We start from the raw sequence: 22,129 nt of genomic DNA on the forward strand, positions 1-22,129 counted from the left end.
CGGGAGCCCTTCGTGTCGTAGGAGGTCTTAGGGCTCTCAGAACGTGCCCAGCTTCACGATCGACAGCAGGGCGATCAGCTGGATCGCCGAGGCGCCCAGGGCCTTCGGCCAGGGCAGGTCGTGGGAGCGGCTGACCATCACCGTCAGCAGCGCGCCCGCCGCGACCCAGGTCGCCCAGCCCAGGGCCTGCACGAAGGTCGCGTTGCCGCCGAAGAACATGGCGAAGACCAGCCGGGGCGCATCGGTCAGGGACATGATCAGCATGGAGAGGCCGACCGTGGGCTGCCAGGCGCCGTCGCCGCCGAGCTGGCGGGCCAGGGTGTGGGTGACCACGCCCAGGATGAAGGACGACAGGACCAGTGCGACGGCCGTCGTCAGGACGATGGGCACCGCGTTCGCCAAGGTCGCGTTGATCGCGTCCGAGCGTGCGCCGTCGAAGCCGAAGACCGCGAGGAGGCCGTAGAGGAAGGTCACGATGAGGGCCGGGCCCCACATCGTGTAGTCCCGCATCCGCAGGAAGGTCTGGGCGGGGGAGAGGACGATGCCCCTCAGCAGGTCCTTCCAGTGCAGGCGGGGGCCCGCCGGGGCCGCCGGGGCCGAGCCCGCGCGGTAGGTGCCGCCCTGGGTGTACGGGTCCTCGCCGACCGTGAACGCCTGGGTGTGGCCCGGGTTGTTGGCCGCGTACGGGTCCGGGCCGCCCTGCGGTGCGTACGCGCCGCCGTCGCCGAAGTACTCCGGCTCGCCGTATCCGCCGCCGTTGCCCTGCGGCCACTGGCCGCCGCCGTTCCCGTACTGCGGTGCCGCGGGTCGGCCGTACGACGGGCCCTGCTGTCCGTACGGGGGTTGTTGCGGTCGCGTTTGCGGAGCGCCGTTGTTCCGGGCGCCGCGTCCGATCCTGAATCCAGCCACGTCTTCGAACGTACCTGGTCCTGGAGATCGAGGTGCAGGGCCCGGTGGTTCGGGCCCGGGTTTGCTGCCGAGCTGTGACATCCCTTAAGGGGACGGTAAGGGGACCCCTTAGGGAGAAGGAGGAGCCGGGCCCGAGGGTGAGGGCCCGGCTCCTGCTGGGGGGCGGGTCAGTCCGCGAAGTTGGCGCCGAAGTACGGGGTGCCGGTCGTCGAGACGCCCGAGGTGTTCGGGGTGATCGCGCGGGAGCCGGCGGCGGTGATCCTCGTGCCGTCGGAGGGCAGGTAGGTCACCGCGCCGTCGCCGCCGTTCTCGGCGGAGCCGACGGTCAGGTCCGCCTTGCCGTCGCCGGTGACGTCGTCGAGCTTGAGGTCGATGCCGAACATGTCGCCGTCCTCGTCGTCGCCCGGCACGCCCGGGGTGGACTGGGCGAAGGACTGGGCCCCGGACGTGGTGTCCAGGCCGCTCGAGGTGCCGTAGAGGACGGTGACCGCACCGGTGTCGGCGTTGCTGCCGAGGTCCTCGCCGGCGACGCCGATCGCCAGGTCGAGGAAGCCGTCGCCGTTGATGTCGCCCAGGTCGAGCTCGTAGCCGAACATGTCCCTGGACTCGGAGGAGCCGGGGACGTTGCCGGTGTCCTGGGTGATGCCGGTGGAGGTGCCGGGGCCGGATGCGGTGCCGTAGGTGACCCAGACCTTGCCGCCCTTGGCGGAGTCGGGGACGGTCGTGCCGTCGGACGTGGTGGCGTCCCAGTTGGCGCCGCTGACGATGTCGCCGTAGCCGTCGCCGTTGATGTCGCCGATGGCGGTGATCACACCGGGCTTCAGGGCCTTGGCGGAGGCGACCTTCAGGCCGCTCGCGCTGCCGGGGATGTAGTAGTTGCGGTTCCAGCCGTAGGCGGTCTGCGTCTCGAAGCCGTCGACGACCAGGTCGGTGCGCTTGTCCCCGTTGATGTCGCCGGCGGTCAGGTTGAGAGGCCCGTTGGCGCCGCCGCCGCTCTGGATGGCGGGCTTGATCGTGTAGCGGCCGCCGGGCGTGCCCGTGGAGCTGAAGCCGCCCTTGAAGACGTAGATGGTGGAGGCGGAGCTGCCGACGGCCAGGTCGGCCTTGCCGTCGCCGTCGAAGTCGCCGGCCGCGAGGTTCTTGCCCCAGAGGTCGTGGCTGGAGGGGGCCGGGTCGGACACGGTGACGCCCTTGCCGGTGAGGCCCGCGCTGGAACCCCAGAGGATCGCGAGGGTGCCGCCGTCGGCGTCGGTGCCGACCTTCTCGTGCGGGGAGCTGACCGCCAGGTCGTCGTAGCCGTCGCCGTTGAAGTCGGCGTACGCGGTGTCCGAGGCGAAGGCGTCACCGGCCTCGGAGGCGCCGGGGACTCCGGCGCTGTTCTGGCTGAGCGTGGTGCGCTTGGCGGAGGAGAGGCCGGTGGAGGTGCCGTAGAGGACGACCAGTTGGCCGGCGTTCTTCAGGCCGTTCACATAGGCGCCGGAGGCCGAGAAGGCGACGTCGCCGATCCCGTCGCCGTTGAAGTCGGCCTGCGGGACGTGGGTGGAGTCCGCGGCCGTGGCGTTCACGGCCGAGAACGTGAGCAGACCGCCCGTCAGAGCGACGGCGGTGGCCGTCGCGAGGGCGAGTCGCAGAGGCTTGTGCATGCGGGTTTTCTCCTGCGGCATGCGGGGGATGCCTGGCGGGCATCCGCAGTCGGTGGGGTGCGCCGACCCGGGTTCGCCGGGAGTTGTCCTCGGGTTCATGGGTCGGTCGGCGATCAGGAGACCCACATCGGGCCGTAAGGGTTGTACGTGAGTTCGGCAAAGCTTTGAGGTCGATGTGGCTGTTGTGGCTCCTGTGACTGGCGTGGCCGGAGGCCGGAGTTGTGCGCCCCGCCGCTCCTGGTGGGAGCGGCGGGGCACCGGGGTTGCCGCGGGGTCAGTGCAGTGCTCCGACCTCCGTCGCAGTCAGGGTCCGGGGGTAGACGTGGACGTCGGCGACCGAGCCGGGGAAGGCCAGGTACGGGGTCGTGGCCGCCGCGCTGTTGACGCAGCCGCCGATGGTCAGGGGCAGGGAGGAGTCGTACTGGGGGCTGAGGTTGGTGGCCGTGCCCATCAGGGCGCCGTTCTGGTAAAGGGCCATCACTCCGGTGCTGGGGTCCCCGGCGACCGGTGCCCTGTAGGTGGCGACCAGATGGGTCCAGGTGCCGACCTTGCCGGTGCCCGTGTCTCCTTCCGCGGTGGGGAAGTCGGAGCTCGGGTCGTTGCTGGTGGTGGTCTGGAACATCCAGCCCTGGTTGCTCTTGTCGTAGGCGAGGTAGAACGCCTGGTGGGTGGTGGTGCCCTGGCAGAGGGCGGCGGTTCCCAGCGCTGAGTTGATCTTCACCCAGGCGGAGACGGTGTAGTCGCCGAGGGTGTTCACCGCGCTCTGCTTGCTCTTGAGGAAGCCGGTGCTGCCGTCGAAGGCGACGCTGCCGGACAGCCCGCTCGGCGCGTCCGTGCCGTAGGTGGCGCTGCCGGTTGCGGTGAACGGGTTGAGGGAGGCGCTGTCGGTCCCGTCCGCGGCCAGCTTCCACTCGTCCTCGGGCATGCCCTTGTCCCAGCCGGCCGGGACGATCACGCTGTTCGCGCCCGCGTCGCTCGCGGTCATCGCGTACGGGTAGACCCGCACGTCGGACACCGAGCCGGGGAAGGCGTTGTACGGCGAGGTCGCGTCGGGGCTGTTGACGCAGCCGCCGACGGTCAGCGGCATGGAGGAGTCGTACTGCGGGGTGGGGTTGGTGGCGGTCCCCATCAGGGTGCCGTTCTGGTAGATCGACATCGTGCCCGTGGCGTCGTCTCCGTCGACGGGGGCGGTGTAGGTGACCAGGAGATGGGTCCAGGTGCCGAGGACGCCGGTGCCCGCGTCTCCTTCCGCGGTGGGGAAGTCGGCGCTGTCGTCGTTGGTGGTCGTGGTCTGGAACATCCAGCCCTTGTTGCCCCGGTCGTATCCGATGTAGAACGCCTGGTGCTGGCTGGTGCCCTCACAGATGGCGGTGGCCGGGTTGTCCGCCGAGTCGAGCTTCACCCACGCGGAGACGGTGTAGTCGGTGAGGGTGTTGACGGCGGTGTGGTCGCTCTCGAGGAATCCGGTGCTGCCGTCGAAGTGCGTGGCGGTGGCCGGGGCGTTGACCGCGTCGGGTCCGGTCGAGCCGAAGGTCGCGCCGCCGACCGCGGTGAACGGGTTGTCGCCGCGTGCGTCCGTGCCGTCGGTGGCCAGCTCCCACTCGTTGTCGGGGGTGTCGCTGCCGGTGGCCTCCGGGACGATCAGGTTCGGCGCGATGCTGACGACCTGGGTGTTGGTGTCGTTGAGGTAGCGGGCGGCGAGGTCGTCGTAGTACGCGTTCGACGGGTTGCCGGTGGAGAGGTCGGCCGCCTTCACGGTCGACGAGGTGGCCGTGCCGTCCGTGGAGACCGCCGCGGCGAAGTCGATGACCTGGCTCGGGAAGTTGTCGAGCAGGTAGCTGTTCACCTGCTCACGTGCGGCCTCCTGCGTCGCGGTGCCCGCGTGGGCGGCGGTGAACGGCGGGATGGTGGTGAGGTAGACGGTGATGTTGGAGTTCTGGGTGACCGGCTGTCCGTTGACGAAGGTCTGTCCGTCGTCGGTGTAGTACGCGCTCAACTCGCTGTTGAGCGCGGCCAGTCCGTTCTCGACGCCGGTGGCGCAGGTGTCGGCCGTGCCGGTGCAGTTGAGCAGGTCGGCGGCGCCGGTGGAGACGAGTACGGTGCGCACGTTGCCCTGGGCCAGCACATTGCGGTCCACCGGGTTGAGGGCGTTGGTCGGGGTGTCGCTGTAGGTGCCCTGCGGCAGCAGGTTGTTGGTCAGGCTGCTGCTGTTGGTGCCGGCGTTGAGGATGCCGTAGTCGACGGTGTCGTCCCCGTTGGGGTCGCCGACGATGGCGTTGGTGATGGCGTCGCTCAGGTGGTGCCGCCCGTCGCCGCTCGCGGTGTCGGCGTTGACGTTCTGGTCGCCGTAGAGGACCAGCGAGCCGGTGGGGGCGGAGACGGGAGTGGTGACGTCGATTCCGGCCAGGTACGGCAGACCGGTGTACGTCGTCTGCGTGAACCTGGCGGCCGCGGTGTCACCGGTGCGGTTGGCCGCGTCGCTGACCCACACGGGGGTCTGGGCCGCGGCGTGGCCCGGTATGGCGGAGACGGAGCCGTGGACCTGAAGGCTGACCAGGACGGTCGCCTGCTGCGGCACCGTCAGCGTCACCGGGTCGCTGGTGACGTCTCCGCCCGCCGGAATGGTGATGGCGGTGGTGGTGGGGGCGCCGAAGGTCAGCGGCACGGGAGCCGCGGCCGCCGTGGCGCCGCCCGCCGTGCCGTCCTGCAGGGCGACGGAGGCCGCGTCGAAAGTCACCGGGCCGGCGCCGAGGGCGTTGGACAGGTGGATGCGCACGCCGTTGCCGACGTCGGTGCCGATGCTGACGTGTGCCGGGACACGCAGCGTCTGTCCGCTGACGGAGGCTGTGCTGCCGCTGGACAACTGCACCTTGGCGGTGTCCTGGACGGAGGACCAGGTGCCGACCCAGTGCTGGGCGCTCGTCCCGCTGCCGGTGACGGTCACCGGACGCAAGCCCAGGCCCAGGACGTGCAGCGTGGGCTGGCCGGCCTGGACGCCGTTGGTGAACAGCGGCAGGGAGATGCTGCTGACGACAGAGCCTGGGCACTGCAGCGGGACGCTCACCGCGTAGATCTTCGGGCCGGAAGCCGGACTGGTCTGGGTGTTGTTGCTGTGGTTCTCGTGGACCAGGGTCAGCGAGGCCGCGGAGGCGGGGCCACTGATCCAGTCGGGCACGGTGTCCAGCGTGTACGACTGGTCGGCGGGATTCGCCGGGTCGATGCAGTTGTTCTTGGCGTAGGTGATGGAACCGGTGGCCCCCTTGGCCGCACCGCCGGTGGCGAAGACGAGGAAGACCACGGAGCCGCCGCTGTTCACCGCGCCGCTGCCCGGCACGGTGACCGTCTGCCCGGAGGCCAGCATGTTGTCGTAGGTGCCCGTGCCGAACTTCGGCAGCGCGATGCTCGCCCCGTCGACAGTCACCGACTTGCCGCTCTGCCAGCCGGATGTGCCGGTGAGATCGGCGGAGTTGATGCTGTTGCCTGAGCCGTCGGCGTCGGCGGTGCTGGTCGTGGTGGTGAAGGTGCTGGTGGCGGTGTTGTTCAGGCAGCTGCCGGTGCTGTTGATCGCACAGGTCAGCGCGGGAGCGAGGCGCAGCACGTCGATGCCGGCCTGGTAGCCCGTCGAGGAGGGGTTCTTACCGGTCAGGGTGAGGGTCAGCGTGTGAACGCCCTGTTTGAGGGTGAGGAGCTGACCGTTCGTGTCCTTGGGGATGCCGAGGTTGACGAAGCGGGTGGTGGTGTAGGAGTTGTAGGCGTCGAGGCCGCTGATCAGCGTGGCCTGGGTGGGCTTGCCCGCGTCCAGGACCAGGCCGTAGATGCCGTAGTCCTTGCCCTTGGTCAGATTGACCCCGAAGCTCCAGGGGCCGTCCTTGGGGATGTCGAAGGAGAAGGTGGCGCTGTCACCGCCGGCCACCTTCGAGGTGGTGCTCCTGTTGGCGAGCATGGCCTGGTAGCCGTCGGCGAACTCGTAGCCGCTGTAGGCGGGCTGGCTGATCAGCTGGCCGCCCTTGGACGTGGTGGTCGCCTTGGGTACGACGGTGGTCGTGCCGTCGGTGTTGGTCGCCGTCCAGCCGCTGATCATCTTGTCGCCGTAGGCGTACGTCGGGGTGCTCGTGCCGGCGTAGAAGGCGTAGCTCGTCTGGGTGACGGACGTCGAGCCGGCCTGGTCGACGGCCTTGGCGTACAGCGTGTGCGGGCCCGCCGTGCCGGGGGCGAAGGCGGGGGAGGCGCTGCCGTTGACGACCGAGGTGCCGGTGCCGGGGCCGTTGTCGGAGGTGACGTAGTAGACCTTGCCCGGCGCGATCTTCGTACCGGTGGTCCAGTGCGTGACGCTGCTGCTGTAGACCGTGTTGCCGAGCGTGCCGTCCAGGTCGAACAGATAGCCGGTGATGTTGTTGGTGTGGTTGTTGCCGAGCGTGAAGGTGCCCTTGTCGCCGAAGGCGGCGCCGATCTGCTTGGCCGGGAACTGACTGGAGGTCACGGTCGGGGCCGGGGGCGCGCTCGTGTCCACCGTGAAGGTCTGCGTCTTGGTCCAGACACCGGAGCCGGGGCCGACCCAGTAACCGGCTGCGTTCTGCGCGGTGGCCTTCCAGGTGTAGGTGCCGTCCGGCAGGCTCGGGGTGGTCCAGTCACTGCCGTTGGTGTTGTAGCGGGCCCGCTTCTTGGAGTCCGTACTGGGCCCGAAGCCCTGGTGGATCAGGGTGCCCGAGGAGTTGAAGACGTTGTAGTCGATGCGCACCAGTTCGCTGCCGCCGGCCAGGTCGGGGTCGACCGCACGCGCGGAGAGCGTCGGGGTGTGCGTGGTGGTCATCGTCTTGCCCATGCTGACGGTGGACGGCTTGATGGCGGGCGTGCCGGTGCCGTTCTTGAGCTTGGGACGGTAGCTGTAGGTGACCGACATGGTGGCGCCGCCGCCGTAGGCGAGCTGCTTCCACTGCGTGGCGTCGTTCATGTCGGGTGACTGGACCATCAGCGTCATGCTCTTCCAGCCGCCGGCCGCCGCGCTCTGCGCCCGGGAGGTCACGTCGAACTCCAGTGACGGTGGGCTGACCCAGGAGTTGGCGCCGTCGGTGACCGGGCAGGTGCCGGCCTCGTGGCTCTTGGGGTTGGTGCCCAGCGAGCCGGTGCGCCCACCGGGCTCGTGGCCCCAGTACAGCGAGGAGGAGCTCCAGCCGGCGGGTCGGTCGGTGCCGTAGACGGCGGCCGGGGTGTCCGAGCAGGAGGCGGCGGAGAGCTGCTTCACATACAGCGAGGCGTGCGTGACCACGGCGCCTTTGATGCCGCTGGTGTTCATCTGGTAGTAGGTGCGGGCCCGCTCGCCGTTGCCGGGGTTGGAGTTGTCCCACCCCTCACGGGCGTTGGTCGACCCCGAGGTGGACGTCGAGTTGTAGACGTTCCATCCGTTGTCGGAGATCCGTGCCCAGTCCAGCTGGGAGGGCCTGCCGCTCCACTCCGGGTCCACGTAGACCGGGTAGGCGGTGCTTTTGGCGGTGAGCAACTTCCGGTCCAGGCCCAGCAGTTGTTTGCCGTGCTGAAGGGTCACCCGGACCTGGGCGCGATGCTTGCCGACCTCGGCGGCCGCTTTGTGCTCTGCCCGTGCGGCGGTGTCGGTGGTCGTGCGGGCCAGGGAGGAGGGGCCGGTCCTGCGGCCGGCGCTGTCCCACATCAGCGCGGTGTCGCTGTGGAACACCGTCTCGCCCGTGCGCTTGTCCTTGGCCTGCGCACCGCCGTCGCGGGTGGCGGCCAGTTCGAGGTTGGCCGACGTGGTGCCGAGCGCGAGGCTCTGCAGACGGGGATCGGCCGCCGCCTTGGGGGACTTGACCACGAGCATCGAGGAGTAGCCGGAGGCGTCCGCGGTCAGTTGCAGGTCCACCTGGGGCAGCACATCGGGGTACGTGGCCGTGTCACCGGAGATGACCGGTGCGGGCAGGGTGCCGGGCCACGAGAACCCCAGTCGGTCCGTGCCGCTCTTCATCGTGACCAGCGCGCCGGGGCCGCCGCCGGAGAACGTCACCCCTGTGACGGCGGCCCGGGGCGCCCAGGTCCCGTCCGCCTGCCGCACCAGCGTGGTGTCGATCGGCACCCATTTCCCGTGCTGCCGGGTGCGCTGCGGCATCGAGGAGTCGGTGCGGGTGAAGGTGCCGTTGGGATTGGCCACCACCATCGTGCCGGTGTCGGTGAGTTGATCGACCGTCACCGGCTTGCCGGTGGCCTTGGCCCGGGCGGACGCCGACTCGGTGGCGTTCAGACGCCGCGCGGCGGGCCGGTGGGTGCTCGGGTGGGACGGGCGGTTGGGCGCGGCGGGCGCCGCGTGGGCGGGCACCGTCGCACCCAGCGATCCGGCGGCCAGGGCCGCGACGACGGTGACGGCCATGGGTCTGGACCTGTGGCGTCGGGACATGCGCATGCGTATGCGGAAGGCGGGCATGGAGGTTGGGATCCTTCGCGGGTCTCAGGCGGTCCCCCCGTGGGCCCGCGCCGCAGTGCATTCTGTGGGCCGATGTGAGCCGGGTCCATCAACAACGGACGGTCCAAGGGGTGTTCGAGGTCCGCTTTTGACGCATGTGCAGCAACTTGCGTTCCCGCCCGGGTGATTCCTTTGTTCTTCTTATGGAGATCCTTTGCATGCCGTGTCGAACTCAGGACCTAGCGTGATGATCCGCGGGGGGCCGGAATGAGCTGCGCCTCCGCTCTGTCATGCACTCAAATCGCCACATGCGCTGGACGTTGGGCGATTTGAGCAGGGGGAGGGGAAGCATCGTGGCGCGGACATCGAGATGGAGACGCGGCTGGGCCGTCTGGGGCACCCAGGGGGTCCGTCGCACGGCAGTGGCGACGGCCGGTGTCCTGGTGGTGGGCCTGCTGCCCGCAGGAGTGGCCACGGCGACTCCTGCCGCGGGGCCGCAGGTGACGGCTCCCGCCGTTCCGCGCGACAAGCGGATCCCTTTCACCCATGCCACACCCGAGCGGCACTCCGCCCCCAAGCGGTTCAAGCACTTCGATCCCACCGGGCACGCGAAGCTTCCCGCGGCGGCCGACGCCGTGGTGACCCTGCCGGCCCTGGCTGCCCCCGCGGGCGTCAGGGCGCCGCAGGTGCGGGCCGGATCCACACCCGTCCTGCTCGGCGCCGCCGACGCTCAGCCGCGCTCGGCCGGCGTCATCGGCTCGCAGCAGGTGCGGGTGTCGGTGCTGGACCAGAAGACCGCGCGCGCCGCCGGTGTGCACGGCGTCCTTTTCACCCTGCACCGCACCTCCCCCGGCGGCGGCAGGATCGCGCTGCGGGTGGACGACTCGTCGTTCCGCTACGCCTTCGGCGGCGACTTCGCCTCCCGCCTGCACCTGGTCCGGCTTCCCGCCTGCGCACTGACCACGCCGAAGCTGGCCAGGTGCCAGGCGCAGATCCCCGTGCGCACCGCCCCCGGCACGCCGCTGTCCGCGCAGGTCACCGTGGGGGGCCCGGCACCGCTGATGGCGGACTCCGCCGGCTTGTCGAGCTCGGCGACCGGTGCGTCCGGCGCCACGGTGGTCATGGCTGCGACCTCGGGCACCTCCGGCTCGTCGGGTGACTACTCGGCGACCAGCCTGTCGCCGGGCGGCTCCTGGTCGACCTCGGGCAACACGGGCGCGTTCACCTACAGCTATCCGATCTCGGTGCCACCCGCGATCGGTGGCGCGGTCCCCAACGTCGACCTCTCCTACAGCTCCTCCACGCAGGACGCGCGCACCGAGGGGACCAACAACCAGTCCTCCTGGCTGGGCGACGGCTGGGCCTCGACCGAGAACTACGTCGAGCGCACCTACAAGTCCTGCAAGGACGACTCGGCGTCCGGGGCACCGAAGAACGACGGCGACCAGTGCTGGGCGGGGCAGATCCTCACCCTGTCACTGAACGGCAAGTCCACCGACATCGTCTACGACGACACGACCAAGACCTTCCGCCCCGCCGCCGACGACGCCGGCACCAGGATCGAGGACCTGACCGACGCCACGAACGGCACGGCGAACGGAGAGTACTTCAAGGTCACCGAGGGCGGGGTGCAGTACTTCTTCGGCCGCAACCGCCTGCCGGGATGGACCAGCGGCAATGACGAGACCAAGTCCGTGTGGACCGAGCCGGTCTACCACGCGCACAGCGGTGTGTCCGACTGCCCGGACAGCACCGACTTCGCCGCCACCTCCTGCACGCTCGGCTACCGGTTCAACCTGGACTACGTCGTCGACACCCACGGCAACGCCACCGCCTGGTACTACTCGCCCGAAACGGGCTACTACGGCGCGGACATGAAGGACACCGCGGTGTCGTACGTCCGAGGCGGCACCCTGTCCCGGATCGACTACGGCATGACGTCCTCGACGATCTACTCGGGCACCGCCCCGGAGCAGGTCCTCTTCGCCACCGCCGAGCGCTGCATCCCCGGCACCCCGTCCGGCAACACCTGTGCGGACAGCCAGTTCACCGTGGCCAACGCGGCCTACTGGCCGGACGTCCCCGTGGATCTCAACTGCACCTCGGGCTCGACGAGCTGCACCAACCACGGGCCGAGCTTCTGGACGCGCAAGCGCCTGACCTCCATCACCACCCAGATCCAGGTGGGCGGTGCGACCAAGCAGGTCGACAAGTACAGCTTCATCCAGTCCTTCCCCGACGGCGGCGACCACGCCCCCACCCTGTGGCTGGACTCCGTCCAGCACACCGGACTGGACACCCTGGGCGGCGCCTCGGGAAGCACCTCGACCCCGGCGGTGAGCTTCGACCCGCCGCTGCAGCTGCCCAACCGGGTCGGGACGATCCCGCAGATGCCGCTGATGTACCACGACCGGATCCAGACGGTCACCACGGAGACCGGCGCCCAGACGACCGTCAGCTACGACCGCCCGGACTGCTCCAGCGCGCCGGCGAGCGACCCGAACGACCCCAACGACGCGGCGGCCAAGACCTTCGCCTCCACCAACACCCTGTCCTGCTTCCCGGTGTACTGGACACCGGACGGTCAGCCGGCGCCGTGGATGGACTGGTTCTACAAGTACAAGGTCGGTTCGGTCGTCACCATCGACCCGAACAACTCCTACCAGGACGGCACCCAGCCCGAGCTGGAGACGGACTACGTCTACAAGGGCAATCCCGGATGGCGCTACGACGACAACGAGCTCGTCAAGGCCAAGAACCGCACCTGGGGGCAGTTCCGCGGCTACCCGGAGGTGGACGTCACCACCGGTGACCCGAACGTCTTCCACCTCACCGACGGTGCCAAGGTCCACGACCAGAGGACGCTGACCAAGACGTACTACTTCCTGGGCATGAACGGCGACACCCTGCCCGGCGGCAAGACCCGCTCGGTACCCGACCTGACCAGCCAGGACGGCGCCACCTCGGTCGCCGACGACAACGCCCTGGCGGGCCAGACCTTCGAGACCGACACCTACACGAGTGCCACGGGCAGCCTGGACAAGGCCGTCGTCAGCGTGCCCACGATCATCGGTCCCACGGCCAGCCGCAGCCGCAGCGGACTACCCGACCTGACGGCGCTGATGGTCCGCCCCGCCAAGACGCTGACGAGGCAGGCGGTCTCGTACGGCTGGCGCAGGACAGAGACCGACACCTTCTACAACACGACCCTGGGCAAGTCGACGACCGGTATGCCGGTGCAGGTCGACGACCGGGGCGAGAGCGCCGACAGCGACAACGTCGCGAAGTGCACCTACACCCGCTACCTCACCGGCACTCCGGCCACCCTGGTGCTGCCCGCCGAGACCATCACCACGGCCCAGGACTGTTCCGCCGCCGGCGCGAACCCCGGCGGCACCCTGATCTCCGACTCCAGGACGTCGTACGACACCAATCCCTTCGCCTACGACGGCGACGGGCAGCAGAACCCCGCCCTGCCCAGGACCGGTGACGTCACCCTCGTCCAGCAGGCGTCGGCCGCGAGCGGCGCAGCGGCGACCGCCTTCGTCGACGAGGCCGCCACCAGGTACGACTCCTACGGCCGCGTCACCAAGGTCACCCGGACCCCCAAGTCCACCTCGCCGGACGGCAAGAGTCTCGCGCAGACCGTCTTCACCTCCTACACGCCCGCCACCGGCGCGCTTCCCACCGGCACCACCACCATCACCCAGGTCACGCCAGGTGTGGACTGCTCGGCCGTCACCACCTCGTCCAAGGACTGCCAGTTGGCCGGCAACACCCTGGACCCGGCACGGGCCGTGCCCGTCTCCAAGACGGACCCGGCCGGCCTGCTCACCTCTCTCACCTACGACGCCCTCGGCCGGCAGACCGGAGTGTGGCTGCCCAACGAGATCAAGGCCAACAGCGCGCCGGCGAACATGACCTACAGCTACACCCTGTCCCAGTCGGCACCCTCGGTCGTCGCCTCCAACACGCTCCTGGACGACGGCAGTTACAAGACCAGCGAGACGCTGTACGACGCGATGCTGCGCCCGCTGCAGACACAGGCGACGGCGGAGAACTCCAGCACCACGGTCTCGGACACCCAGTACGACTCGCACGGCTGGAAGGTCGCCACCAACAACGCCTACAACGTGGGCGGCAGCCCCGGCAGCAAGCTGGTCTCGGTCTCCCAGGTCTCCATCCCCGACACCACCGTCACCGACTACGACGGACAGGGCCGCGCCGACCTGGTCACCGAGGAGCACGACGGAGCCAGGACCTGGTCCACCGCCACCGCCACCACCGGAGACCGGACCACCGTCGTGCCACCCAAGGGCGGCGTGGCCACCACCACCGTTGTCAACGCCCGCGGCCAGACCACCGAGCTCGACCAGTACACCGCCCCGCCCGGTCTGACCGGGACCTCGGCGACCGGTTTCACCGCCACCGGTGGCACCACGTCGGCCACCACCTACGGCTACGACACGGCCGGACAGCAGAACCGGATCACCGGCCCCGACAAGACGGTGTGGAAGACCGACCACGACCTGCTCGGGCGCAAGAAGTCCCAGACCGACCCGGACGCGGGTAGCAGCAGCTACGGGTACGACGACGCCGGCAACCTGATCTCCGCCACCGACGCCAAGCAGGTCGAACTCGACTACACCTACGACCTTCTGGGCCGCAAGCTCACCGCCACCGACCACGCGAAGTCCGACTTCCAGTTCGCCTCCTGGACCTACGACACCCTGCGCATCGGCCTGCCGACCTCCTCCACCCGCTACGTCCAGGGCGTGACCGGCGGCTACACCGTCGCGACCACCGGCTACACCAGCCTCGGCAAACCGACCGGCACCAGAATCACCCTGCCCGCGTCGGAGGCACCGCTGCCGTCGACGTACACCACCACGCTCACCTACACCACGCGCGACCAGTTGCCGGCGACGCAGTCCGACCCGCGCACCCAGGGGCTGAGCAGCGAGACCATCACCTACGGCCGTGACGCGCTGGGCAACCCGCTGAAGACGAGCAGCAGCGCCAACATCTACGTCGCCGCGTCCGTCTACACGAACTACGGCGAACCGTCGAGGCTGACGTTCGGCGCGTCCACCAACCCCGCCTGGGCCACGTACTCCTACGACGACCAGACCCGACGGCTGAGCGACCGCCTCGTCGAGCGGACTCAGGCTCCCGGTCCTGCGGTCGACGACACCAAGTACACCTACGACGCCTCCGGCAACCCGACCTCCGCCACCGACCAGCAGTCGGAGACCGGCAACACCGTCACCGACCAGCAGTGCTACGGCTACGACGCGCTGGACCGGCTGACCGACGCCTGGACCGCCAACGACAACTGCGCCGCAAACCCGCCGACCTCCACCAGCCTCGCCAAGACGGCCGGTGCCTACTGGCAGTCCTTCAGCTACGACGCCATCGGCAACCGCCACCAGAGCGTCGACCACGCCATCGGCGGCTCCGGCGCAACGGCCACAACCACCTACACCGACGGCTGCACCGCGGGCTGCAACCGCACCGGCGCCCAGCCCCACACCCTCACCGCCACCACGGGCGGCACCAACCCGACCGGCTTCACCTACGACGAAGACGGCAACCTGCACACCCGTACCCCCACCACCGGCCCCGGCCAGACCCTGACCTGGGACGACGAGAGCCATCTCGCCCAGGTGAACACCACGGGCGCGAGTCCCACGACCACCAAGTACCTCTACGACGCGGACGGCAACCAGCTCATCCGCCGAGACCCCGGCCAGACCACCCTCTTCGCGGGCGACACCCAAATCGTCGTCGACACCACTGCCACTCCGAACGTCCTGCTCGGCGCCGTCCGCACCTACAGCCACGGCGGCACCGGCGTGCCCGTGGCCGTACGCTCCAGCCTCCCGGGCGGTGGGCTGAAGTACTTGTTCAGCGACCCGCACGGCACGGCCACCCTGGCGATGGACGCCACCACTCAGCAGGTCGCCCGAGAGGAGTACACCCCCTACGGCCAGCCGCGCACCGGCGCCAACACCACTGCCTGGCCCGACCCCACCCACTCCTACCTCGGCAAACCCCAGGACAAGAGCACCGGCTACACCGACGTCGGAGCCCGTAAGTACGACCCCGCACTGGGCAGTTTCATCAGCGTCGACCCCGTGCTGGAGGCCACCAACCCGCAGGAACTGGGCGGCTACACCTACGCTGCCGACAACCCCGTCGCCTCCGCCGACCCGACCGGCCTGGAGTCGTGCTACCCGCACTTCTGCTCCGGCAGCAACGGCGAATACGGACCGTACAAGTCGCACAACGACCCCGCGTCGAAGGATTACGACGGGACCAGCTACGACGCACCGGGAGACGAAGGCTATCTGCCGCCGATGAAGCTTCTGAAGTCGTGGAACTCGGCCCATCCCGTGCCCACCGTCAACATGATGGTCAACTATGGGACCTACCGTGCGGACCTCTCCCCGGTGCGGAACGTCGAGCTCTACTTCCGGGAGCGCTGCACCGCTGAGGATTCGCTGTGGACCAGTTCCTGCCAGGGATTCCAGCACTTCTACCACAACTGGACGGACATCAAGAACGTCCCGAGCAATCCCTGCGAGGCCGTGAGCCTGTGCCAGTCACTCGGTGACCTGGCTGCCGGAATCGCCATGCAGGCAGCGGTGGAGGGCGTTCCCTTCTGCAGTTTCGATCCGAAGACACCGGTCCTGATGGCCAATCGCAAGACGAAACCGATCGGCAGGATCAAACCCGGTGACCGGGTGGAGAGCGCGGACCCGGCCACCGGGAAGCACCGTGGCTCCCGGAAGGTGACCGCTCGGCTGGTCCACCGCGACGACGACCTGGTCGACGTCACCATCCGCGGCACCGACGGCCACCGGACGACCCTCCACACCACCTCACGCCACCCGTTCTGGGACGCCACCCTCCACGCCTGGATCCCGGCCGGCCGAATCAAGCCGGGGCATACCGTCGTCACCCCCACCGGTGGCCACCTGCGTATCGACGCGGTCACCGTCCGCCCCGGGGCCGCGGAGATGTACAACCTCACCGTCCAGGAACTTCACACGTACTACGTGATGGCCGACGGAACCCCGGTGCTGGTGCACAACTCCTGCGGCATCTCCGAGCACGCGGACGAGTGCTACTGCAACTGGGGAGAGCCGGCCGTGCCCCGCGGCGAGGGCGCCGGCGAGGCGGTCGCCTCGGAGAGCGAGGCGGCCTGGGACGCGGTCGCCCGGGGAGAGACTCCCGACGAGACCGTCGGCGCCGGCGGTTTCACGCGCCATGCCGTGCAGCGTCTGCAGCAGCGCGGCGTCTCCGAGGAGGACGCCCAGGCCGTGCTGGAGAGAACACCCTTCTCCTACAAGCATGATGACCAGTACAAGATTGGCTACTATGACCCGGATTCGAAGATATTCGTCGCCAAGACCGTCGACGGCAATGTCAACACGGTCATGACCAACGTCGATCAGGCCTACATCAACCGTCTCCGGGAAGCGAAGTGACCATGGCGGACGTCAGGGTGACCTACGACGGGCAGGCGGACGCGGCGTACATCTCCTTCGCCGAACCGGGATCGGAGCCTGCGGTCGCGCGCATGTATCCCTGCGATCCCGTCGAGGTGGGCGGCATGATCAACCTCGACTTCGACGAGGACGGCCGGCTGATCGGTGTGGAGGTGCTGGCGGCTCGTTCGAAGGTGCCCCAGTCCCTGCTCGACCAGGCGATGCGGCTCGACACGGACACCGGATGAACGAGGCCTCCTTCTGGGGCCGATGTGAGGTCAGTTGGCCGCTGCCAGGAACTCCGACGTCGAGAAGGTGACCGTGGGCTTCGCCGTCAGGAGCCCCTTCTTCCTGCCGGGATAGACGGCGACCGTGTCCTTGGTCTCGCCCCGGTAGGTCCGCACGGCCAGGTCCGCCCGGCCGTCCCCGTCCCAGTCACCGACGGCCAGCACCTGGGTGGTTCCCCGGGCCGGTGGTTCCACGGTCACCGTGCCTGCCGTGGACAGGCCCGTCGTACGGCCTCGGAACACCCGAAGTCCCGAGCCGCTGGAGACGAGTTCGCTCAGGCCGTCGCCGTCGAGGTCGGCGGCGTCGAGCAGGGAGCCGGGGGAGCGGAGGCTGGTGCGGGTGGCGGTCGGGAGGTCGTAGCGCAGCAACGTTTCGTCCAGGGTGCCGACCGCCGCGTCGAGGGCGCCGCCCCTGCCGAAGCGGCCGAGGGCGACGTCGAGGCCCACGGGCAGGACGGTGCCGGTGCGGGTGGGGCCGGCGGGACCGCCGAGGACGACGGACGCCTTGCTCTCGCCCTCCGCCGCACGGACCACCAGGTCGTCGTAGCCGTCGCGGTTGACGTCGGCCGCGGGGCCCGTGGGGGCCTCACCCGGTGACGGGACGGGGGCACCGGCCGCGCGCGGGGTGCCCTTGCGGCTGAACGGGCCGCGCAGATAGCTCAGTTGCTCCCCGGACGCGTGCAGGACCAGGTCCTGGGCGCCGTCGCCGTCGAAGTCGCCGCACACCGGCTGGTCGGGCCAGTCGTTGCCGAAGCGGGCGACGGCGGGCACGGTGAGTGTGACGGCGTGGGTCAGGCCGCCGGGGGAGCCGAAGAGGACCTGGAGGGGGACCGGGGGGCGGCCCTGGCCGTCGTAGGGCGGATCGGTCGAGACGATCAGGTCGGTGAAGCCGTCCCTGTCGAGGTCGCAGCTCGCCTCCGCGTCGAAGACGTGGGGGAGTCGGCCCTTGGTGCGGGCCGCGTACCTGGCGGGGCCGAGCAACTGCCGTGCCCCCGGGGTGAGTCCGCGCGCGCTGCCGTAGACGACGCCGATGCCCGCGTCGTCGGCGTGGCTCCGGGACTTCACGAGCGTGTCGAGGACGAGGTCGCGGTGGCCGTCGCCGTTGAAGTCGTCGGGGGTCTTGCTGCCCTTGCCGCGAGGGATCGGCAGCTTGGCCGGGGTGTCCGCGATCCGGACGGGCGTGGGGCGGGCGGCTCCGGTGTCCCCGCCGGGGCCGCAGGCGGCGAGCAGAAGGAGACAGCCGCTCACCGACGCCGTAACCGCCGCCCAGCTTCTTCGCACGCGCACCGTCCACCCCGTCAGCACCGTCGACAACGCCTCGGTAATGATGCACATGTTCGGGGTGGGGCGACAGTCGCTCGGAGCGGGGCGGGGTCCAAGATGGAGGCATGAGCGTAGTCAAGATCAATGTGCTGACCGTGCCGACCGAGCAGCGCGAGGTGCTGGAGAAGCGGTTCGCCTCGCGGGCCCACGCCGTGGAGAACTCCGACGGTTTCGAGTGGTTCGAGCTGCTGCGGCCGGTCGAGGGGACCGACCAGTACCTGGTGTACACGCGGTGGCGTGACGAGGCGTCCTTCCAGGCCTGGATGGAGGGGCCGATGAAGTCCGCCCACCAGGGCGGCGGCGAGGGCGCCGAGCGCCCGAAGCCGGCGGCCTCCGGCTCGACCCTGTGGTCGTTCGACGTGGTGCAGTCGGCGGGGCCCAAGGGCGCATAGGCGCTTCCGGTGGGGAAACAGCACGGCGCCCCCTGTCCTTCTCCGGACAGGGGGCGCCCTGGTGTCGCCTTGCGGACTACTTCACCGGCTCAGGCTCCGGCGCGGTCTCCGTCTCCTCCTCGCCGGCCGGGTCGACCGGGGTCTTGACGGACTCCAGGAGCAGCTGGGCGACGTCGACGACCTGGATCGACTCCTTGGCCTTGCCGTCGTTCTTCTTGCCGTTCACGGAGTCCGTGAGCATGACCAGGCAGAACGGGCAGGCCGTCGAGACGATGTCCGGGTTGAGGGAGAGGGCCTCGTCGACGCGCTCGTTGTTGATGCGCTTGCCGATCCGCTCCTCCATCCACATGCGCGCACCACCGGCGCCGCAGCAGAAGCCGCGCTCCTTGTGGCGGTGCATCTCCTCGTTCCTGAGGCCCGGGACGTTGGCGATGATCTCGCGCGGGGGCGTGTAGATCTTGTTGTGGCGGCCCAGGTAGCAGGGGTCGTGGTACGTGATGATGCCCTCGACCGGGGTGACCGGGACCAGCTTGCCCTCGTCGACCAGGTGCTGGAGCAGCTGGGTGTGGTGGATGACCTCGTAGTCGCCGCCGAGCTGCGGGTACTCGTTGCCGATCGTGTTGAGGCAGTGCGGGCAGGTGGCGACGATCTTCTTCGCCGACTTCGGCTTGGCGGACTCCGGGACGACCTTGCCGTCGTCGTCGAGCTCCTCGCCGAACGCCATGTTCAGTGCCATGACGTTCTCCATGCCGAGTTCCTGGAACAGGGGCTCGTTGCCGAGACGCCGGGCGGAGTCACCGGTGCACTTCTCGTCGCCGCCCATGATCGCGAACTTGACGCCCGCGATGTGGAGGAGTTCGGCGAACGCCTTCGTGGTCTTCTTGGCGCGGTCCTCCAGGGAGCCCGCACAGCCGACCCAGTACAGGTACTCGACCTCGGTGAGGTCCTCGATGTCCTGGCCGACGACCGGGACCTCGAACTCGACCTCCTTGAGCCACTCCAGGCGCTGCTTCTTGGCCAGGCCCCAGGGGTTGCCCTTCTTCTCCAGGTTCTTGAGCATCGTGCCCGCCTCGGACGGGAACGCGGACTCGATCATCACCTGGTAGCGGCGCATGTCGACGATGTGGTCGATGTGCTCGATGTCCACCGGGCACTGCTCGACGCAGGCGCCGCAGGTGGTGCAGGACCACAGGACGTCCGGGTCGATGACGCCGTTCTCCTCGGCGGTGCCGATCAGCGGCCGCTCGGCCTCCGCGAGAGCGGCGGCGGGGACGTCCTTCAGCTGCTCCTCGGACGCCTTCTCCTCGCCCTCCATGGTCTTGCCGCCACCCGCGAGCAGGTAGGGCGCCTTGGCGTGCGCGTGGTCGCGCAGGGACATGATCAGGAGCTTGGGGGAGAGCGGCTTGCCCGTGTTCCAGGCGGGGCACTGCGACTGGCAGCGGCCGCACTCGGTGCAGGTGGAGAAGTCCAGCAGGCCCTTCCAGGAGAACTGCTCGACCTGGGAGACGCCGAAGACGTCGTCGTCACCGGGGTCGGTGAAGTCGATCGGCTTGCCGCCCGAGGTCATCGGCTGCAGGGCGCCCAGGGCCGTCGAGCCGTCCGCGTTGCGCTTGAACCAGATGTTCGGGAAGGCGAGGAACCGGTGCCAGGCCACACCCATGTTGGTGTTCAGCGAGACCACGATCATCCAGATGAACGAGGTGCTGATCTTGATCATCGCGACCAGGTAGACCAGGTTCTGCAGCGCGCTGACGCTCAGCCCCTTGAAGGCCAGGACCAGGGGGTACGACGCGAAGTACGAGGCGTCGTAGCCGTCCACGTGGTGGATGGCGCCCTCCAGGCCGCGCAGCACGTAGATCGCGAGGCCGATGGTGAGGATGACGTACTCGACGAAGTAGGCCTGGCCCGACTTGGAGCCCGCGAAGCGGGACTTGCGGCCGGGGCGGGAGGGCAGGTTCGACAGGCGGATCGCGATGAGTACGAGGATGCCGAGGACCGTCATCACGCCGATGAACTCGGTGTACATCTCCAGCGGCAGCCAGTCGCCGACGACCGGCAGCGTCCAGTCGGCCTGGAAGAGCTGCCCGAAGGCCTGCGCCAGGGTCGGCGGCAGCGTCAGGAAGCCGACCGCCACGAACCAGTGGGCGAAGCCCACGATGCCCCAGCGGTTCATCCGCGTGTGGCCGAGGAACTCCCTGACAAGGGTCACGCTGCGCGCGTACGGGTTGTCGGTCCGGGTGCCGGCCGGCACCGGCTGGCCCAGTTTGAAGTACCGGACGAACTGACCGACGGCGCGTGCGAGCAGCGCAACGCCGACCACGGTCAGGACCAGCGACACGATGATCGCGGCGAGTTGCATTTGGGGGCTCCTCGGGACTGCGAGGGTCATTACTAAGCGGTAACTTATGTAGTCCGATTGAGACTACCCCCATCCTCTGTCGCACTGTAGCCGGGCGTGCGGTGATCTGCGTCGCTGAGGGTTGCCTCAATGGTCCGGGATCAGGCCTGTGACCAGGCCTGCTGTCGGGCTTGCGACGATGCGATCGTGTTATTCATGCCAAATTGGTACATTTGCGCCTAACTTAGACCCGTGCTATACGGGATCGCCGCCGCCACCACCGCCCTGCTGCTCGCCGCCGTGCTCACCGCACTGCTGCGGGTGCCCGCACTGCGCCTCGGGATCGTCGAGCGGAGACGGCAGCGGCAGCGGCCCGTGCCGCTGCTCGGCGGTCTCGCCGTGGTGCTCGCCACCTGCGCGGTGGCGGTGGCCATGGACCGGAGCGGCGTCGCGCCCCTCGGGGCCGGCGTGGGGCGGCTGCTGATCGCGGGCGGTGCCGTCGCCCTGCTCGGGCTCATCGCGGACATCGGGCGGGTCAAGGCGCGGGTCCTCGTGGCCGGTACGGCCGTAGCGGCGGCCAGTGTCGTGCCGTACCAGGAGACCGGGGTGCCGGCCGGGCTGCTCGCCGTCGGCTGGATCGTCTTCGTCGCCATCGGGTTCAAGGCGCTCGACCATGCGGACGCGCTCGCGGGGACCGTCGGGGTGCTCACCGCCTTCGGGGTGGGTGCCTGTGCGGCGGCCGAGCTGATGGACGGGCTCGCGGTGCTGCTGAGCGTGCTGGCCGCCGCACTGACCGGGTTCCTCATGCACAACTGGCCGCCCGCGCGCGTGGGGCTCGGCGCCTGCGGGTCGCTGTTCACGGGGTTCCTGCTCGCCGCGTCGGCCGTGTTCACCCGGGCGGGCTACGGGCTCGCCCCCAGTGCGGGCGTGCTGTTCTCGCTCACCGCCCTGGCGAGCGCCGACGTGCTCCTGGTGGTCCTGTCGCGGCGGCTGGCCGGGCGGCCGCCGCTGCGCGGCGGACCCGACCATGTCGCCCACCGGCTGCGGCGGCTGGGGCTGACCCCGCAGGGGGCGACCGTGCTGCCCGGAATCGGGGCCTTCGCCGGGGTGTTTGTCGGGGTGCTGATGCACATCGGGTGGACCGCGCTGTCCGCCGTGTACTGGGTGGGGGCGGTGGTACTCGTCGTCGTCCTCATGCTCCTTCGGGTGCCTGTCTACGGCCTCCGGCGGCCCGTTCCCACGCAATCGACGCAGGTCAGCGGCCCATTGCGTGTAAGGAACGGATAAGAGTTGAGTCGGTCCGACTCAGGTCTGTTGACCCATCGCCGGGTGTCGTGC

The 22,129-nt window shown here is 69.5% G+C and carries 9 protein-coding genes; 4 read left to right on the forward strand and 5 right to left on the reverse strand.

The annotated features are described in order from the left end of the window. Positions 1-36: 36 nt before the first annotated feature. From ACIBW9_RS14545 to ACIBW9_RS14555, 3 genes are all read right to left on the reverse strand, one after another. Complete coding sequence (locus ACIBW9_RS14545) at positions 37-990, reverse strand: YIP1 family protein (protein WP_398954765.1); 954 nt, start codon at positions 988-990, stop codon at positions 37-39. Between the two features lie 86 nt (positions 991-1,076). Next, entirely contained in the window at positions 1,077-2,552 is a 1,476-nt protein-coding gene (locus tag ACIBW9_RS14550; protein WP_398954767.1) for a VCBS repeat-containing protein, read from the reverse strand. 274 nt (positions 2,553-2,826) lie between these two features. Next, entirely contained in the window at positions 2,827-8,925 is a 6,099-nt protein-coding gene (locus ACIBW9_RS14555; protein WP_398954769.1) for a LamG-like jellyroll fold domain-containing protein, read from the reverse strand. A gap of 455 nt (positions 8,926-9,380) precedes the next feature. Here ACIBW9_RS14555 and ACIBW9_RS14560 point away from each other — a divergent pair, with 455 nt between their 5' ends. Further along, a complete protein-coding gene (locus tag ACIBW9_RS14560) occupies positions 9,381-16,451 on the forward strand; it encodes a polymorphic toxin-type HINT domain-containing protein (protein ID WP_398954771.1) in 7,071 nt (2,356 codons plus the stop codon). Between the two features lie 2 nt (positions 16,452-16,453). Next, entirely contained in the window at positions 16,454-16,699 is a 246-nt protein-coding gene (locus ACIBW9_RS14565; protein ID WP_398954773.1) for a DUF2283 domain-containing protein, read from the forward strand. A 30-nt stretch (positions 16,700-16,729) separates the two neighbouring features. Here ACIBW9_RS14565 and ACIBW9_RS14570 read toward each other — a convergent pair whose 3' ends face one another. Then, positions 16,730-18,073, reverse strand: coding sequence for an FG-GAP repeat domain-containing protein (locus ACIBW9_RS14570; protein ID WP_398954775.1), 1,344 nt, complete (start codon positions 18,071-18,073; stop codon positions 16,730-16,732). A gap of 53 nt (positions 18,074-18,126) precedes the next feature. Between ACIBW9_RS14570 and ACIBW9_RS14575 the strand changes: the two genes are divergently transcribed. After that, positions 18,127-18,453, forward strand: coding sequence for an antibiotic biosynthesis monooxygenase family protein (locus tag ACIBW9_RS14575; RefSeq protein WP_398954777.1), 327 nt, complete (start codon positions 18,127-18,129; stop codon positions 18,451-18,453). Between the two features lie 76 nt (positions 18,454-18,529). Here the strand turns inward: ACIBW9_RS14575 and ACIBW9_RS14580 are convergent, their stop codons facing one another. Next, a complete protein-coding gene (locus ACIBW9_RS14580) occupies positions 18,530-20,812 on the reverse strand; it encodes a (Fe-S)-binding protein (RefSeq protein WP_398954779.1) in 2,283 nt (760 codons plus the stop codon). A gap of 231 nt (positions 20,813-21,043) precedes the next feature. Between ACIBW9_RS14580 and ACIBW9_RS14585 the strand changes: the two genes are divergently transcribed. Beyond that, complete coding sequence (locus tag ACIBW9_RS14585; protein ID WP_398954780.1) at positions 21,044-22,078, forward strand: MraY family glycosyltransferase; 1,035 nt, start codon at positions 21,044-21,046, stop codon at positions 22,076-22,078. The last annotated feature ends 51 nt before the right edge of the window (positions 22,079-22,129 follow it).

Source organism: Streptomyces sp. NPDC049541 (assembly GCF_044465725.1).
Classification (GTDB): Bacteria; Actinomycetota; Actinomycetes; order Streptomycetales; family Streptomycetaceae; genus Streptomyces.

What these genes read in the sequence shown, in the direction of transcription:
- ACIBW9_RS14565 (WP_398954773.1), top strand. Translation starts at nt 16,454, where the DNA reads ATGGCGGACGTCAGGGTGACCTACGACGGGCAGGCGGACGCGGCGTAC.
- ACIBW9_RS14545 (WP_398954765.1), bottom strand. Translation starts at nt 990, where the DNA reads ATGTCACAGCTCGGCAGCAAACCCGGGCCCGAACCACCGGGCCCTGCA.
- ACIBW9_RS14580 (WP_398954779.1), bottom strand. Translation starts at nt 20,812, where the DNA reads ATGCAACTCGCCGCGATCATCGTGTCGCTGGTCCTGACCGTGGTCGGC.
- ACIBW9_RS14575 (WP_398954777.1), top strand. Translation starts at nt 18,127, where the DNA reads ATGAGCGTAGTCAAGATCAATGTGCTGACCGTGCCGACCGAGCAGCGC.
- ACIBW9_RS14550 (WP_398954767.1), bottom strand. Translation starts at nt 2,552, where the DNA reads ATGCACAAGCCTCTGCGACTCGCCCTCGCGACGGCCACCGCCGTCGCT.
- ACIBW9_RS14570 (WP_398954775.1), bottom strand. Translation starts at nt 18,073, where the DNA reads ATGTGCATCATTACCGAGGCGTTGTCGACGGTGCTGACGGGGTGGACG.
- ACIBW9_RS14555 (WP_398954769.1), bottom strand. Translation starts at nt 8,925, where the DNA reads ATGGCCGTCACCGTCGTCGCGGCCCTGGCCGCCGGATCGCTGGGTGCG.